The sequence below is a fragment of the Tateyamaria sp. genome (genome assembly GCF_059783535.1).
The window spans coordinates 1-15,868 of record NZ_JBYNDP010000092.1; the positions used below are offsets into that span (position 1 = coordinate 1).

Consider the following 15,868-nt stretch of genomic DNA (forward strand, 5'->3'; position numbering starts at 1 on the left):
CGGCGGAAGGCGCGTTTGAGCATGTCGAGCTCTTCGCGCAGAAGCGCCACTTCGCCACGGATATCGTCGCCCAACGCCTCACCCGCGATCAGGGTGAAGTGGCCCAGCTTTTCGTCGTCCGTCGCATCGGTGATGACAAAGACCTGAACGCCGTCAGCGATTGCCTCGGCCGGGATCGGTACCTGCAACAGCCATTGCCCGCCTTCGCCCTGCTCAGTGATTTGTACGTCGGGGACATCGTTGTTCAGGTGCGTCACCTTGATCTGGGGCACGCCGGTGCCGTTCTGCTCGATCAATCCCTGCCAGATCCCATAGCGCATCTTGGTCGGTGTGAGGGTCAGAGTGCTCATCGCTTCCCTTTCATCACAAGGCGGCGCGGGGGCGGCGCGAGAAGGTGAGGTCACGCAGGGTGACCTGGTTCATTTCGGGGCCTTCAAAGATCAGGTCGATCCAGGCCCGTTCGACCCGCTTTTCGTTCAGCTTGGAATAGGCCAGATCGAACTCGACCGTGACGTCCTCTTGGTTCAGAGGCAGTTCGCGCACGATCTGTTCGGTGTTAGGGCCGTGGCGTACGTTGAGGCGCGCAAAGATTTCGAGCGGTTTTTCCATCTCGACAATCGTATTCATGCCGAGCAGGTGGTTCTTGGTCAAACCTTTGACCGCATCTTCGGGCAGATCGATGACAAGCGACAAGAACGAACCGTCGAACTTGAAGACGTCAAGGCGCACGCCGTAGGGCGCGAGGTCTTCTTCGCGCAGGTTGCGGAGTTGGCGGAGGGTGAGTTCACTGAAGTCGCAGTCGTGGAACAGGGTAACCTCGTTGCCGAGCATGGACTTCGTCTGAACCGAAGACATGCCCGGGCTGGGCAGCGAGCCGCGCCACAGTTCGGGACGCCAAGCCCAATCGGCGTTGTGTGGTCGCGGGAAGGCGGTAGAGCCGATGGCAGGCAGAGCCAAGCGTTCGTCGGCGCGGTGGATCAGACGGTCAAGATGGGTGCGCAACAGTCGGGCGGCTGAACGTAGCCCACGCAGCTCGGAAACCTTGGAATCATTGGCGTTGCGGGCAGCGCGCGCCCAACGGCGTACCGTATGACGGTGCGTGACCCTATCCAGTAATGAGATGCGGTTGCCTGCCATATGCCCCTGCGCCGGTTCTCTTGCCGGTAGTTTATCTATGCCAAAGGTTTCACTCAAATAAACCCGCGAGAAACCCCCTGCCTGCCGGTTTCAGCGTTTGCGTTGCAGAATTGTCCTGCAATGCAACAGCGGTGACGATGGATTGTTCCTGCGTTTGCTCGACCGTTTGGATCAGCAGATTGGGTGCAAGATTGCCCAAATCCGCATCACTGGCCTTTTGATACAGCGCAAGGCCAATCACTTGATCTCCGATCCGGGCCGCGCCGCGCCAATAGGTGTCGCGCATGCCCGGGCTGGGCGGTGTGCCCTTGACCTGAACAAGAGCAAGCGGCGCGTCATCAATACGTTCGATTACCGTTTCCGACGGGCTTTCGAAGTCAGATGTGCTGATTTGCGCAGCGCCGGTTGCCTTGACCGTTGTCGCCGTGATGATGGCGAGCGGGGCATCGGTTGTGAGCCTGCCGCCCAGCGTGTCGCAGCGTGCCATGAGAGCAAAGCTTTGACGCAAGCTGCGCTTGTCCACGCAGAAGCCGGATGGAGGCACCAGCCTTACAGTGCCGCCCGCCAGCCTAGCGCTGCTGAGTGCGAGGTTTTCACCCGTCGCGCCGCCAAGGTTGAGCCCTGCGAAATCTTCGCAGGCCGCAAGTCCGAAAAGCAGCGCGCCGAGCAGGAGACCCTTAGAGGTCCCAGTATTCATGCCGTTCCGCCTTGGCACCTGGATGCGTGACCGCGCCCTTGTATGTCTCACCCACAAGCTGCGCGTATTTCCACAGGGCGCCAGAGGCATAGATGGTTTCGCGTGCGCCAGCCCATGCCGCCTTGCGTTCCGCCAGCTCTTCGTCCGTCAGGTCCACATTGATCGACCCTTCAATCGCGTTGATGGTGATCATGTCGCCGTCTTTCAACAATGCAATGGGGCCGCCATGGGCCGCTTCGGGACCGACGTGCCCGATGCAGAAACCGCGTGTCGCGCCTGAGAAACGGCCGTCAGTGATCAGTGCAACCTTCTTGCCCATCCCTTGACCGGACAGAGCAGCCGTGGTCGCCAGCATTTCACGCATACCGGGGCCGCCGGACGGTCCTTCGTTGCGGATCACGAACACGTCGCCTTCTTCGTAGGTGCGGTTCTGAACGGATTCGAATGCATCCTGCTCGCATTCGAACACGCGCGCAGGGCCCGTGAAGATTTGGTGCTGTGCTTCCATGCCGGCCACTTTCACGATGGCGCCTTCAGGGGCCACGTTGCCCTTCAGACCTACAACGCCGCCCGTTTTGGTGATCGGGTTTTCGATCGGGTAGATAACGCGCCCGTCGGCTTCGAGGCTGATCTTGTCCAGCTCTTCGCCAATGGAATTGCCGGTGGCGGTCATGCAATCCTCGTGGATCAGACCCGCTTTGCGCAGCTCCTTCATAACGACATAGATGCCGCCCGCTTCGTACAGATCCTTGGCGACGAACTGACCGCCGGGCTTCAGGTCGACGAAGTAGGGCGTGTCGCGGAAGATCTCGCACACGTCATCGAGGTAGAAGTCGATCCCGGCCTCGTGCGCCATGGCGGGCAGATGTAGGCCCGCATTTGTCGACCCTCCGGTGCAAGCCACGACGCGAGCTGCGTTTTCGAATGCTTCGCGGGTGCAGATGTCACGTGCGCGGATGTTCTTTTCAATCAGGTTCATGACCGCAGCACCAGACGCTTCGGCATATTGGTCACGAGACTCGTAGGGTGCAGGGGCACCAGCAGAGTTGGGCAGGGCCAAGCCGATGGCTTCGGACACGCAGGCCATTGTGTTGGCGGTGAACTGGCCGCCACAGGCCCCGGCAGAGGGGCAGGCAACGCGTTCGAGGATGTCCAGCTCAGCCTCGGTCATAGTGCCGTTTTGCTGATGACCGACCGCTTCGAACATGTCCTGCACGGTCAGATCGCGGTTGGCATATTCCTCCGGTACTTTGGCCCCGACAGGCGCGCGACCCGGAAGGATCGAACCGCCATAAAGGAAGACGGACGGCACGTTCAGACGGATCATCGCCATCATCATGCCGGGCAGGGACTTGTCACAGCCAGCAAGACCCACAAGCGCGTCGTAGCAGTGGCCGCGCATGGTCAGTTCGACGGTGTCTGCGATAGCTTCGCGGCTTGCTAGGGACGAACGCATCCCTTCGTGCCCCATGGCGATGCCGTCAGTCACGGTGATGGTGGTGAATTCGCGCGGCGTGCCGCTGGCCGATTTCACACCCATCTTCACCGACTGTGCCTGGCGGTTCAGGGCGATGTTACAGGGGGCGGCTTCGTTCCAGCAGGTCGCTACGCCGACGAGCGGTTGGTGAATTTCCTGCTCGGTCATGCCCATGGCGTAGTAGTAGGACCTGTGCGGCGCCCGCGCGGGCCCTTCGGTCACGTGCCGGCTGGGTAGCTTGGACTTATCGAACTTGCCTTTAAGCATCTGGCGTCTCCCCTGAAAGCGTCCGCACTGCAATAGCCATTGCCCTGCGCTGCTGCAAGCGCCCGCGGTTGTAATAAAGCGTTGCGGGCACTAGTTGTTTCCAACGCGTGGCACCCGGCTGAATTGGCAGCCAATTGGATCGTGGGCGCCGCCGATTGGGATAGACAATGGATTCCAGTATCTTTGCTTTTATCTGGAAGCACTCGAAACGCGATCAGTTGATGCTGCTTGCGTTGACCGTCGTGACGTTCCCGTTTCTGTACGCCACGCTGGAATTGCCCAAGCGCATCATCAATGATGCCATTGGGGCCACGGATAGCATCATAAACGTCTTCGGTTACGAGCTGAGCCAGATCCAGTTTCTGTTGGCCCTGTGCTTTGGCTATCTGGCGGCCGTGTTGGCACATGGTTTGCTCAAGATGCGGCTGAACACGATGAAGGGTGTGACGGCCGAACGTCTCCTGCGCCGTTTCCGGTTCCAGTTGATCAGTCGCATGCTGCGGTTCCCCCGCAGCTACTTCCGCTCTACCAGCCAGGGTGAGCTGGTGAGCATGGTCACGTCCGAGGCCGAGCCGATGGGCGGCTTGATGGGTGACATGGTGGCCCAGCCCGTGTTCCAGGCAGGCCAGATGCTGATCATCGTGGTGTTCCTGTTCCTGCAATCGGTATGGTTTGGGCTGGCCGGTATCGCGTTGATCCCGTTGCAAGCGTGGATCATCCCCATGCTGCAGCGGCGGATCAACCTGCTGAACAAGGACCGGATCAAGCAAGTTCGCGCCTTCTCGGCCGAGATTGGCGAGAGTGCGGCGGGTATTTCGGACCTGCGCACCAATGGGGGCCTGCGCTATCGGCAAGCGCAGTTCACTGACCGGTTGGGCCGGATTTTCGAACTGCGGTTCAAAATCTACCAGCAGAAGTTCTTCATGAAGTTTCTCAACAACTTCATCACGCAGCTGACTCCGTTCTTCTTCTACTCAGTGGGCGGTTACCTTGCCATCCGGGGGGACATCACGGTGGGTGCTTTGGTGGCTGCAATTGCGGCGTACAAGGACTTGTCCAGCCCATGGAAAGAGTTGTTGACCTACTACAACCAGACGCAGGACATGTCCTTGCGTTGGGAGATTGTCACTGATCGCTTTGCCCCGCGCGACATGATCAACGAGGCGTTGTTCGAGGGTGAGCCAGAGGTCATTCCGCATCTGCAGGGCGATATCGTTCTGGACAACGTGACCATCCGCAATACAGAGAACACGCCCGTTCTGGAACGGATCGATCTGACCATTCCCAAAGGCGCGCGCGTTGCGATCCAGGTCAAGAACCAGACGGAAAGAACGGCGCTGGCAGAGTTGCTGACGCGTGAGGTTTTGCCAACACGCGGGGCGATCACCATAGCCGGGCACGACCTGTCAGACCTGCATCAGGAAGTCGTGTCGGCACGTATCGGTTATGCCCAATCACGCCCGTATCTGTTTGACGGCACGCTGGGCAGCAACCTGTTGATGCCGCTGATGACCCGCCCGAACACCGTGCCATGGGACCAGGGGCGCAAGGACCGGTACACCACGGAAGCGCTGCGGTCCGGCAACAGTCTGGACCGCGTGGACACCGATTGGGTGGATCCAAGCCTTGCTGGTCTGGGCACCGAGGATGAGGTGCGGGCGTGGTGGTTCGAGTTGGTCGAGGCCATGGGCATCGACGAGTTCATGTTCCGCCGTATGTTGGTCAGTCATATCGATCCGCAACAACACACGGAACTGGCCAAGGCCATCGTGGGCCTGCGTCCGGCAGTTGAGGACTGCCTGCGTGAAAAGGGTGTTCTGGACGCGGTACATCGCTTTGATCCGGATGAATTCAACCCGGCGGTGCCGCTTGGCGGGAACCTATTGTTTGCGTCCCCCTCACGCGAGATTTCGCAGCAGGGGCTTGCCCGGGATCACCGGTTCATCAACCTTGTCTTTGAGCACGGGCTGGCGGAACAGGGTATTGCCATCTCGCAGACCTTGATCGAGACGCTGCACCAGACCTTTGGTCGCGATGGCACAAGCCATCCGCTGTTTACCGCGCTCAACATCGAAGAAGAGATGTACGAGCAGCTTGTCGACATTTCCCAGCGTCGTCGGGAACGGGGTGATGTGGCGCTGACCGATGATGAGTTTTCGTTGCTGTTGACGGTGCCGTTTGCCTTTACGGCAGAACAAATTGGTCCCGCCTTTCCCGAAAGCTTCAAGAACGAGATCGTGCAGATCCGAAAGACAAGCGGTGCCGCCTTGCGGGCGCAGACCGAAGAAATCTTTATTCCAATTGCGCCGGATACGTACCTGCCCCGCCTGAGCCTGTTGGAAAACGCTTTGTATGGTCGGGTTTCGATGGTGGCTGGCACCAAGGGCGAGTTGATCGAGGATCTGGTGGCCGAGCTGATCAACGACAATGGGTTGCGGCGACAGGTGGCTGAAACCGTTTTCGACATACCTACCGGACTTGGTGGGGCCAATTTGCCAACGATCTTCCACGAACGCGCTGCCTTTTCCCGCGCCGGGATCAAACGCCCAGATGTGCTTGTTCTGGACCGTGCCCTGGCAAGTCACAGTGCTGATCAACGGCGCGAGACCCGCGCCGCGCTACGCAAACTGTTACCGGATGCAACGCTGATCTTCCTCGAAGAGAATTTCAATAATCCCGACGCCTATGACCTGTTTGTCGAGATCAAGGACGGGCGTGTGGACGGTGTTCAGGCCAATGACGAAGATGACGAAGAAACCGATGATCTGAGCCGCAAGCTGCGCGTCATTGCACGGGCAGAGCTGTTTTCTGGCGTGGAAAGCCGGAACCAGCGGCTCTTGGCCTTTGCGGCGCAATGGTACACGGCCGAGCCGGGGCAGCGCATATTCTCAATGGAGGAAAAGCCGGACGCGGCGTATCTGTGCGTCAAGGGCAGCGCTGTGCTGAGTTATGACAGCGAAGACGGTGAAGACCGGCAAGTGTCGGTCATCGAACCCGGCCGTTTGATTGGTGATCTTGCCATCATCCTGAACGAGCCGCGCCAGTTGCACCTGACCGCTTTGACCGAGGTGACATTCCTGCGTATCGGCGCAGCCGAGTTCCGCTCGGTGCTGGAGGAGGATTCAACTGTTCTGATGAGCCTCTTGCACACAGTTGCCGGGCACTTGACCGGTGCAGCCGAGTTATTGCGCCAGGCCAATGTGCAGATTCCGCAAGATGAGGGGCCGCCGCCTCCACCATTGGACGCGTGATGGGTGTTCTGAGCTTCGACTACCGACCACATGACATTTTCATTGCACCGGCACGGGAGCGGGCACAGATTTGGCGCCTGGTTTTGGGCGTTGTGCTTGTGGCAGGCTTTTTCCTTGTGCTCAGCCAATTGGTGCTTGGTACACTTCTCGGGCTTCTCGAACCTGAGACGGCCCGCACGATCCTGAGGGACTCGCAAACGGGTCAGACAGCTGGCGGTATGCTGCTTTTGCTCTTCCAGTTGGGTCTGTTGGCGGTCGCAGCTGCCATGGTCGTGATCATGGTGCACAATCGGCGTCCCTCGACCCTGCTTGGGCCGATTGGTTTGGCAGTGCGGCAGTTCGGTGCGGTTTTGTTCATGATGTTCCTGCTGACCGTCGCGCTGTGGGTGCTGCCGCCCTATGACGCGGGTGAGCCGCTTGCTCTGAACATGCCCCTTGGCTGCTGGTTGATCCTTTTGCCCTTTTCCCTTGTCGCCGTGCTGGTCCAGATCGGCGCAGAGGAGATCGTGTTTCGAGGCTATCTTCAGCAGCAACTGGCGGCGCGGTTCAGATCGCCCCTGGTTTGGATGCTTGCCCCTGCAGCCCTGTTCGGCGCGGGTCACTACCTCCCGGAAAGTGCTGGTAGCAACGCCTTCACCATTGCCCTTTGGGCGACGATGTTCGGCCTGCTTATGGCCGACCTGACCGCCCGGTCCGGTACGTTGGGCCCAGCGATGGCGGTCCACTTTTCCAACAACATTTCGGCCATGGTGCTGACCGCAACCCCGGACGAGATGTCGGGCCTTGCGCTGTATGTTCTGCCCTTTGGCATGGGGGACGAAGCAGCGATGGCGGCGTGGCTGCCGGTCGACTTCGCGTTCATGCTTGTCAGTTGGCTGGCGGCCCGCCTTGCCATCCGCGCCTGATTGCATTTGCTGATCCACCGGATTATCTGAAATGCGGAACGGCAGCAGGAAGCCCACATGAACTGGATCACCAATTACGTCCGGCCACGGATCAACTCGATCTTTTCGCGGCGCGAAACCCCGGACAATCTGTGGACCAAGTGCGATGAGTGCGGCACGATGCTGTTTCACCGCGAGTTGTCGGACAATCTGAACGTCTGCACCAATTGCGGTCACCACATGGCGATCACGCCGCGGGATCGGTTCACTGCGTTGTTTGACGGGGGGGTGTTTGCCGAGGTCGAAGTGCCTGCCCCGCTGGCCGATCCACTGAATTTCCGCGATCAAAAAAGATACCCGGACCGCATGAAGACCGCCCAGAAATCCACGGGCGAAGAAGAAGCGATGCTTGTCGGAGCGGGCGAGATTGGGCGCACGCCCATCGTTGCCTGTGCGCAGGACTTTTCCTTCATGGGTGGGTCCATGGGCATGTATGTGGGCAATGCCATCATCGCCGCCGCTGAAGAGGCGGTGAAGCTGAAGCGTCCGCTGATCCTGTTTTCCGCCGCCGGTGGTGCTCGGATGCAGGAGGGGATTCTGAGCCTGATGCAGATGCCGCGCACAACAGTTGCCGTGCAGATGCTGAAAGAGGCAGGCCTGCCTTACATCGTCGTCTTGACCCATCCCACGACCGGTGGGGTGACGGCCTCCTACGCCATGCTGGGTGACGTGCATATTGCCGAACCCAACGCCCTGATCTGTTTTGCCGGGCCGCGCGTGATTGAACAGACGATCCGCGAAAAGCTACCCGAAGGGTTCCAGCGGGCCGAGTATCTGCTGGATCATGGGATGCTCGACCGGGTGACCAAGCGGACCGAGATGCGGGAAGAGTTGATCACCATCACGCGGATGCTGATGGGCCAGCCGCCAGCCATCAAGGGTGATCTGCCAGCCCCTGAACCCGATGCTGAACCGGCACCCGAAGAACCCGTTGCAGAAGACGCCGCCAAGGAATGAGCAACGGTTCAGACGCCATCCTTACACGGATGATGGCGCTCCACCCCAAGGTGATCGACCTGACGCTGGACCGCGTGTGGCGACTGCTTGAGGCGTTGGGCAATCCGCAGAACGACCTGCCGCCCGTCATTCATATCGCGGGCACAAATGGCAAGGGCTCGACCCAAGCCATGATCCGCGCAGGGCTTGAGGCTGCGGGGCATAGGGTGCACGCCTACACCTCCCCCCATCTCGTGCGGTTTCACGAGCGGATACGGTTGGCCGGCAAGCTGATCTCGGAACCCGATCTGACGGCTTATCTGGATGAATGCTATGCCGCCAATGGCGGTGCCGACATCACCTATTTCGAGATTACGACTTGCGCTGCCATCCTGGCCTTTGCTCGGACCCCGGCAGACTACACGCTGCTTGAGGTTGGCCTTGGTGGGCGGTTGGACGCAACCAATGTCATTGATGCCCCGGCGCAGACGATCATCACGCCCGTGTCCATGGATCACGAGGCATTCCTCGGGAACACGTTGGCAAAGATCGCGGGAGAGAAGGCGGGGATCATCAAGCGTGGTGTGCCCTGCATCGTCGGTCCGCAAGAAGAAGAAGGTCTGGATGTGATCGAGGCGCAGGCCGCACGGCTTGGTGCACCTTTGCAGGCCTATGGGCAGCATTGGAATGCAGCGCCCGAACGGGACGGTATGATATTCCAGGACGAGGTTGGCCTGTTGGACCTGCCCCGTCCGGTTCTGCCGGGCGATCATCAGATCCAGAATGCCGGAATGGCCCTAGCTGCGTTGCGCCAGCTTGGCTGTGATGAGGCCGCATGCCATGCTGCAGTAACGCAAGCGCATTGGCCTGCGCGGATGCAGCGTCTGCGCTCAGGACCACTGGCCGAACGAGCCGCGCAAGCGGGGGCAGAGCTGTGGCTGGACGGCGGGCATAATCCTGCGGCCGGGGCGGCGTTGGCCAGTGTTCTGCGCAGGTTGCCGAAACGACCCACCCACATGATCTGCGGCATGCTGAATACCAAAGATGCGGGCGGTTATATGGCACCACTTGCGGCGGAGGTCGACAGCCTGACGGCTCTTTCCATTCCGGGTGAGGCCAATACACTTTCCGCCGCTGACACGGCCAAAGCGGCGCGTGAGGTGGGTATCACGGCACACGAAGCCGAAGATGTGGGTGCGGCGTTGGACGCGATCCTTGCCCGCGATCCGCATGCGCGTGTCCTGATCTGCGGATCGCTCTATCTGGCCGGTGCGGTTCTGGGTGAAAACGGCTGAAGCAGCTTGGCCTCTGGTCGACAGGAAATCATAGCAAATCACAGGATATTGACCAAACGGCGCCGTACTTGCTACATTTAGTATAGTTTTTGGCCCCAACACGGATCAACCGTGACGGGTCTGCCTTTGGGGAAGCAGCATGTTCAGGCGTGATGATGCGGCAGAATTGGCGTCGCGAGCGGCTATAGAGCCGGAGGAATACTCCTCATCCAACATCAAGATGCTGGTGATTGCGGCAACCTTTTTGTTTGTGACAATCGGGTTGATCCTGATGCAACCGGGCGGCCCCACGGTCGAAGACCAATCCTTTGCCGAGACCGCAATTGGAGACGTCGAAGACGAGGCCGAGGTTGCGCGTGCGGATACGTCCCTGCTCGCGCCGCAACCCCTGTCCGCGTCAGAGGCTGTCAGCCGGCAACTGCGTCAGCCGATCCGGCTGACGGACACCGATGCGCGGCATACGGACCTGCGCAGTCTGACGGGTATTGTACTGATCGGATTTGGCCACACGCCTGCCCAAGATGACCGCCTGCAGGCTTTGTTGGTGCAGGCGCTGACCGAAGGGCAATCAAATGCCTATATCGATGCGCTTTTGAACACGGCAGCGGCACGCGGTGAGTTCAAGTTGCCGCGCCAGTTGACCACGGCGGCGGGGCGTCTGGACACCGAGACCCTCTTGATGGCTCTGGTCAGCCAATCACAAGGCTAGGCAGCCCAATCCACGCTTTGCATCTCGCGCAGGCGCGAAGCCGTACGTTCAAATTCGAACGTGCCTTCGCCTTCCAGGTACAACATCTCGGGCGTGTCGGCGGCAGAGCAAATCAGCCGCACGCGCGCCTCGTATAGTGCGTCGATCAGAGTAACGAACCGTTTGGCTTCGTTGAAGTTGCTGCGCCCCAAGCAGGGAATGTCATCTATCATCAGCGCTTTGCAGGCTTCGGCAATGGCAAGGTAGTCGGCTGGTCCCAGTGGTTTTGAACACAGATCGAAAAAGCTACTGCGCCCGATCCCGTTGCGGAACAGCGGCACGGTCACGGTGCGCCCGTTGACAGTCAAATCAAGCGGGTCAGCCGCGCCGCCTGACAGGTCAGTCCAGATATCATCCATCTCGGCCCGTGCAGTGGCACCCAAGGGCGTGAAGTAAACCGGGCTGCCAGACAGCCGGTCCTGCCGGTAGTCGGTGGGCGAGGCGAGTTCCCAGACAACCATCTTGTCTTTGAGCAGGTCGATGAAGGGCACAAAAAGCTGACGGTTCAGCCCGTCTTTGTACAGATCATCGGGCACGCGGTTTGATGTGGTGACCACCACAACCCCTGCCGCGAACAGGGCTTCGAACAAACGTCCGACGATCATGGCGTCGGTGATGTCCGTGATCTGCATTTCATCGAAAGCAAGCAAGCGCACTGATGCTGCAACATCTGCGGCAACGGGGGCAATGGCATCGTCCACACCACGTTTGCGTGCGGCGTGCATCGCGGCATGGATTTCCTGCATGAAGGCATGGAAGTGCACGCGCCGGGCGGGCACATCAACCTGCGAGGCAAAGAAATCCATCAACATGGATTTTCCCCGCCCCACTCCACCCCACAGGTACAGCCCCTTGGGCGGCTCTGGTGCCTTGCGGAACAACCCCTTCTTGATGGGTGCTGCAAGGGCGGCGCGGATGCGCTCAAACTCGGGCAGAACAGCCAGTTGCGCAGCGTCGGCTTGCAATTCGCCTTTGTCCACAAGCGCCTGATATTCAGTCAGCAAATCAGTCATTTCCCCGTGGTAGCGCGCAGGTTCCTTCATGGGAAGCATCGTCAGTTCAGGATTGGTTAAGTGAGGCGCAGAAATCCTGATTTGACCTGCGCGGTCATCTCCATACAGTCGCGTTGATTGTTTGAAGGAAAACGCCATGACGGCCACCCGCACTCCCATCTTTACGCCGGTTCTGATCGTGGGCTGTGTCATCATCATGGTCAGCTTTGCTGTGCGCGCGTCCTTTGGTGTCTTCCAGATCCCGATTGCCGAAGAATTTGGTTGGCTGCGGACCGAGTTTTCGTTGGCTATCGCGATCCAAAACCTTGCATGGGGCATCGGACAACCGATCTTTGGCGCGATTGCCGAGAAGATCGGGGACCGCAAGGCGATCATTATGGGCGCGCTGACCTATGCAGCAGGGATGGTTTTGTCAGCTTGGTCGACCACGCCGCTTGAGCACCAGCTGTATGCCTGGCTTGTGGGCTTTGGTGTCGCGGGGACTGGCTTTGGCGTGATTTTGGCCGTTGTGGGTCGCGCGTCGAGTGATGAGAACCGGTCCATGAGCCTGGCCATTGCGACGGCGGCCGGGTCTGCCGGTCAGGTGTTTGGAGCGCCCATGGCCGAATGGATGCTGACGGTGATGACGTGGCAGAGCGTGTTTTTGATCTTTGCTGCGGCCATTGTGGCCTTGATCCTCTGCTTGCCGTTGATGCGGGCCCCTGCCATGGCGTCGAAAGCCGAACTTGAGGAAAGCATGGGAGAGATACTGATCAAGGCGTTCAAGGATCCGTCCTATACCCTGATTTTCCTTGGGTTTTTTTCCTGCGGCTATCAGTTGGCGTTCGTCACTGCCCATTTCCCGGCCTTTGTCACCGAAGTGTGCGGCCCGATTGTGCCCGGCAGCATGCTGCACAATCTGGGCATCACAACAACGTCGGCATTGGGGGCATGGGCCATTTCGTTGATTGGTTTGGCCAATATCGCCGGGACACTAGCTGCGGGCTGGGCAGGCAAACGGTTTTCGAAGAAGTATCTTTTGGCGGGTATCTACACCGCCCGGACGCTTGTGGCTGCGCTGTTCATCATCTTCCCGATGACACCCATGACCGTGATTGTGTTTTCCATAACGATGGGCTCCCTCTGGCTGGCAACGGTGCCGCTGACCAGCGGGCTCGTCGCGCACATCTACGGGTTGCGGTACATGGGCACGCTCTATGGCATCGTCTTTTTCAGCCACCAGTTGGGGTCGTTCCTGGGGGTCTGGCTTGGTGGCCGGATGTATGACCTTTATGGTTCTTATGAACAGGTGTGGTGGATCGGTGTTGCTGTTGGTGCCTTCAGTGCGATCGTGCATTTGCCGATCCGCGAACGGCCCCTTGCCCAACCGGTGGCTGCTTAACCGCGCGACGCCCGGATTGCGTCCAATACCTCTTCGGTATGCGTATGCGGCAATGCGTGACCTGCACCGTGTATCACCGCTTGGTGGGCCGCGGGGTTCCATGCGGCCAGTGTGTTCTTGCTGGTCAAGGGGATCACATCGTCCTGATCGCCCCATACGGACAGAACCGGAACGCCAGCCGCCGCGATGGTTCGGTGCTGTTCTTCGCACGGTGTTCTTAGCAGCCCGCGCAAGCTGGATAGGACGGCGGGAAAATAGCCTCGACGTCCGGTTTCTTCTTCTTGCAGCTCATAAATGCCCTCGACCGACGTGGGCAGATGCGCTTCGGACGCGATACCGCGACGAACTTCCCATGGGTAGGCGGCCAGAAACAGCCAATCGCCGATAACCGGAAGGTCACGGGCAGCTGCAATCTTGCGACCCGCCAGTTCGAACATCCCCGCAGGGGCCAAGAGGATCAGTTGTTTGACCCGTTCGGGATGGCGTGCCGCGAAATGGGCCGCGATTGCCCCACCCATTGAGTAGCCAAGGACTGTTAGGTGATTGCCCACATTCTCATGTGCCAAGAGGTCGGTCAGTTGTTGGTCAAAGAAGTCGGCATCCTGTTTTCCGCGCGTCCGGTCCGAGTATCCGCGGCCGTAGAGGTCATAGATCAGCACCCGGAACCCCATGAGCGCCAACCCCTTGGCCATGCCGTACCAAACAAAGGATGGCGTGGTCAGGCCGTGAATGCAGACGGCGACGGGGCCACGTTCAGGTCCCAGCCATTCGAAATGCGTGGTGCCTTGGGACAGCAGTGCAAACTGGCCCGGCGCCTTGGCCCGCACTGCGTCCGTCATGCCCGAGCGCGTGAGTTCGATGGTGACCGGGATTGCCAGCAGGCCAAGCAGTACCAGCGTGACCCACATCATTTTGCTATCCACCGATCTAGTATGTAGCGGCTGGTCATCAGGTCCAAATGCGCGCCGCCCCCGTTCTTGAACAGGGTGATATCATCATGCGCGCGTTGGAACGCATCCAGGTCATAGTAGTCAGCCAATAGGTGGTCGCGGGTGATCGTGCCCGCCTCAAGAGGGATTTTCACCTCGCCTATATGGCCGATGGTGGTGTCGAAACTGTCGACAAAAACACGGGACTTCTGCAGGGCTGCATCGTCAACCTCGCGCATGTCTGGCCGGTAGGCACCGATCAGGTCAATGTGCTGTCCGGGCTGTAACCATTCGCCATGTATCAGCGGTTCCGTCGACATGGTGGCGCTGGTGATGATGTCAGCGCTGCGGACGGCCTGTTCCAGATCATTGGCAACGGTCAGCATTGGGCGTTCTGTTGCCATGGCCAGGGCATTGGCGCGGGTGCGGTTCCAGACTTGGAAATGCGCGTCTGGGAAAGCGGCCGAGTACGCGTCATGCAGCGACCGCCCCACCGTTCCTGCCCCGACGATCAGGATGTTTTTGCTGTTAGGGCGGGCCAATCTGCGCGCGGCCAACAGGCTGTCGCCTGCCGTCTTCCACTTGGTCACGAGATGAAAATCGATGATGGCCTGCAGTGTTCCGTCACCATCTGAATACAGGTTCACACCGCCATTGATCATCGGTGCGCCGCGACCGGGATTGCCCGGAAACACGGTGGCAGTTTTGACCGCCATACCCATCCCGTCGATCCACGCTGCCCGGCTCAGCAATGTGTCCGGATCGCGATAGAGGAACGTATCGCCAATCTCCGCCTTGGAAAGCGTGTGTCCTTCGGCCAGCGCGTCGGTCAGGCCGATCCAGTCCAACAGGGCATCGCCTTCGGCAAAGGGGATGACGGGAACGGATGTCACGCCGCCTCGCTTTCGGTCAGTAGCCCCTCAGCGACAAGACGTTTGGCCCAGCCTTCGGGGCCATCAAAATGGTGGGTCCGCCAACCGCGCGCTTGTGCGGCGTTGATGTTGTCGGCGCGATCATCCGTGAAAATCAGGCTGTTTCCGCTCAACCCGCTTTTTTGTTCCAGCATCTCGTAGATGGTCTGGTCGGGCTTGATGACCTGCATGTGGCCCGAGATGAAATCGCGGTCGAAGTCGTTCAGAAAATCGTAGCGGGTGGCGGCGAAGTCGTAACTGCCGATCCCGAAGTTCGTCAGGGAGAAGACAGGGACGCTTTTGGTCTGTAGCGCCTTCATCAAACGGACCGAGTGGTCGATGGCGGGCGAGGCCATCTCGATCCATCGGTCGTGCCACATGCGGATTTCGTCTCGCCAATCCGGGTACTCTTCTGCCGTGGCATAGATGGTTTCGGTGAACGGGTGACCCATGTCCACCTTGTCGTTCATGCCGTGCAGGTCGACCTGTTCAAACATTGCGCGGCGGCGATCCTCGCCGATCACGCTATCATAGAAGCGCTCGGGTTGCCATTCGATCAACACGTTGCCGATGTCGAATACCACAGCTTTGATCGTCATCGTTTGGCGGCCCTCAATTCTCGTTCCAATGCGTCCAGAAAACGCGATCTGTCGGCCTTGGTAAAGCCTTTGCCGCCGCCCTGTCGAAACGGGTCTGCTGCACGCAGGTCCGCCATTAGGTCACGGGTGGCCAGCACATTGCCGATATTGGCCTGTGTCAGTGCCTCGCCATTGTGCTTCAGAACTCGAGCGCCAGCTTCCACGCATTTGGCGGCGAGTGGGATGTCTCCGGTGATCACCACGTCACCCGCGCCCGCCCGGTCGGCGATCCACATGTCGGCGA

The 15,868-nt window shown here is 59.6% G+C and carries 15 protein-coding genes; 6 read left to right on the top strand and 9 right to left on the bottom strand.

Going from position 1 to position 15,868, the window contains the following annotated elements:
* The 4 genes from AC6RA8_RS15900 to ilvD all read right to left on the bottom strand — a co-directional run.
* On the bottom strand, nucleotides 1-350 hold a 350-nt coding region (locus AC6RA8_RS15900), incomplete at its 3' end, for a hypothetical protein (protein ID WP_500353854.1).
* A 13-nt stretch (nucleotides 351-363) separates the two neighbouring features.
* Nucleotides 364-1,137: a DUF6478 family protein gene (locus AC6RA8_RS15905; RefSeq protein ID WP_500353856.1), complete on the bottom strand. Its 774-nt coding sequence runs from the start codon at nucleotides 1,135-1,137 to the stop codon at nucleotides 364-366.
* A gap of 49 nt (nucleotides 1,138-1,186) precedes the next feature.
* Nucleotides 1,187-1,834, bottom strand: coding sequence for a hypothetical protein (locus tag AC6RA8_RS15910; RefSeq protein ID WP_500353858.1), 648 nt, complete (start codon nucleotides 1,832-1,834; stop codon nucleotides 1,187-1,189).
* Nucleotides 1,815-3,578: a dihydroxy-acid dehydratase gene (ilvD, locus tag AC6RA8_RS15915; RefSeq protein WP_500353859.1), complete on the bottom strand. Its 1,764-nt coding sequence runs from the start codon at nucleotides 3,576-3,578 to the stop codon at nucleotides 1,815-1,817. Before ilvD ends, AC6RA8_RS15910 begins: the two co-directional genes overlap by 20 nt.
* Nucleotides 3,579-3,745: 167 nt before the next feature.
* Between ilvD and AC6RA8_RS15920 the strand changes: the two genes are divergently transcribed.
* The 5 genes from AC6RA8_RS15920 to AC6RA8_RS15940 all read left to right on the top strand — a co-directional run bounded on the left by AC6RA8_RS15920 (nucleotide 3,746) and on the right by AC6RA8_RS15940 (nucleotide 10,713).
* Nucleotides 3,746-6,829: an ABC transporter transmembrane domain-containing protein gene (locus AC6RA8_RS15920; RefSeq protein WP_500353861.1), complete on the top strand. Its 3,084-nt coding sequence runs from the start codon at nucleotides 3,746-3,748 to the stop codon at nucleotides 6,827-6,829.
* Nucleotides 6,829-7,734 (top strand): CPBP family intramembrane glutamic endopeptidase, encoded by a 906-nt coding sequence (locus AC6RA8_RS15925; protein WP_500353863.1) that lies wholly within the window; start codon nucleotides 6,829-6,831, stop codon nucleotides 7,732-7,734. The genes AC6RA8_RS15920 and AC6RA8_RS15925 overlap by 1 nt, the downstream gene beginning before the upstream one ends.
* Before the next feature lie 57 nt (nucleotides 7,735-7,791).
* Complete coding sequence (accD, locus tag AC6RA8_RS15930; protein WP_500353865.1) at nucleotides 7,792-8,730, top strand: acetyl-CoA carboxylase, carboxyltransferase subunit beta; 939 nt, start codon at nucleotides 7,792-7,794, stop codon at nucleotides 8,728-8,730.
* Nucleotides 8,727-10,004, top strand: coding sequence for a bifunctional folylpolyglutamate synthase/dihydrofolate synthase (locus tag AC6RA8_RS15935; protein WP_500353866.1), 1,278 nt, complete (start codon nucleotides 8,727-8,729; stop codon nucleotides 10,002-10,004). Before accD ends, AC6RA8_RS15935 begins: the two co-directional genes overlap by 4 nt.
* Nucleotides 10,005-10,143: 139 nt before the next feature.
* Nucleotides 10,144-10,713, top strand: a complete 570-nt coding sequence (locus tag AC6RA8_RS15940) for a hypothetical protein (RefSeq protein ID WP_500353868.1) — start codon at nucleotides 10,144-10,146, stop codon at nucleotides 10,711-10,713.
* Here AC6RA8_RS15940 and zapE read toward each other — a convergent pair.
* Entirely contained in the window at nucleotides 10,710-11,765 is a 1,056-nt protein-coding gene (zapE, locus tag AC6RA8_RS15945) for a cell division protein ZapE (protein ID WP_500353878.1), read from the bottom strand. The genes AC6RA8_RS15940 and zapE overlap by 4 nt on opposite strands.
* Nucleotides 11,766-11,901: 136 nt before the next feature.
* Here zapE and AC6RA8_RS15950 point away from each other — a divergent pair, with 136 nt between their 5' ends.
* On the top strand, nucleotides 11,902-13,146 hold the full coding sequence (locus AC6RA8_RS15950; protein WP_500353870.1) for an MFS transporter: 1,245 nt from the start codon (nucleotides 11,902-11,904) through the stop codon (nucleotides 13,144-13,146).
* Here the strand turns inward: AC6RA8_RS15950 and AC6RA8_RS15955 are convergent.
* The 4 genes from AC6RA8_RS15955 to AC6RA8_RS15970 all read right to left on the bottom strand — a co-directional run.
* A complete protein-coding gene (locus AC6RA8_RS15955; RefSeq protein WP_500353872.1) occupies nucleotides 13,143-14,069 on the bottom strand; it encodes an alpha/beta fold hydrolase in 927 nt (308 codons plus the stop codon). The two genes, AC6RA8_RS15950 and AC6RA8_RS15955, sit on opposite strands and share 4 nt — an antisense overlap.
* Nucleotides 14,054-14,968: an ornithine cyclodeaminase family protein gene (locus AC6RA8_RS15960; protein ID WP_500353873.1), complete on the bottom strand. Its 915-nt coding sequence runs from the start codon at nucleotides 14,966-14,968 to the stop codon at nucleotides 14,054-14,056. Before AC6RA8_RS15960 ends, AC6RA8_RS15955 begins: the two co-directional genes overlap by 16 nt.
* Nucleotides 14,965-15,585, bottom strand: coding sequence for an HAD family hydrolase (locus AC6RA8_RS15965; protein ID WP_500353875.1), 621 nt, complete (start codon nucleotides 15,583-15,585; stop codon nucleotides 14,965-14,967). Before AC6RA8_RS15965 ends, AC6RA8_RS15960 begins: the two co-directional genes overlap by 4 nt.
* On the bottom strand, nucleotides 15,582-15,868 hold a 287-nt coding region (locus AC6RA8_RS15970; protein WP_500353877.1), incomplete at its 5' end, for a DUF188 domain-containing protein. The genes AC6RA8_RS15965 and AC6RA8_RS15970, both read right to left, overlap by 4 nt.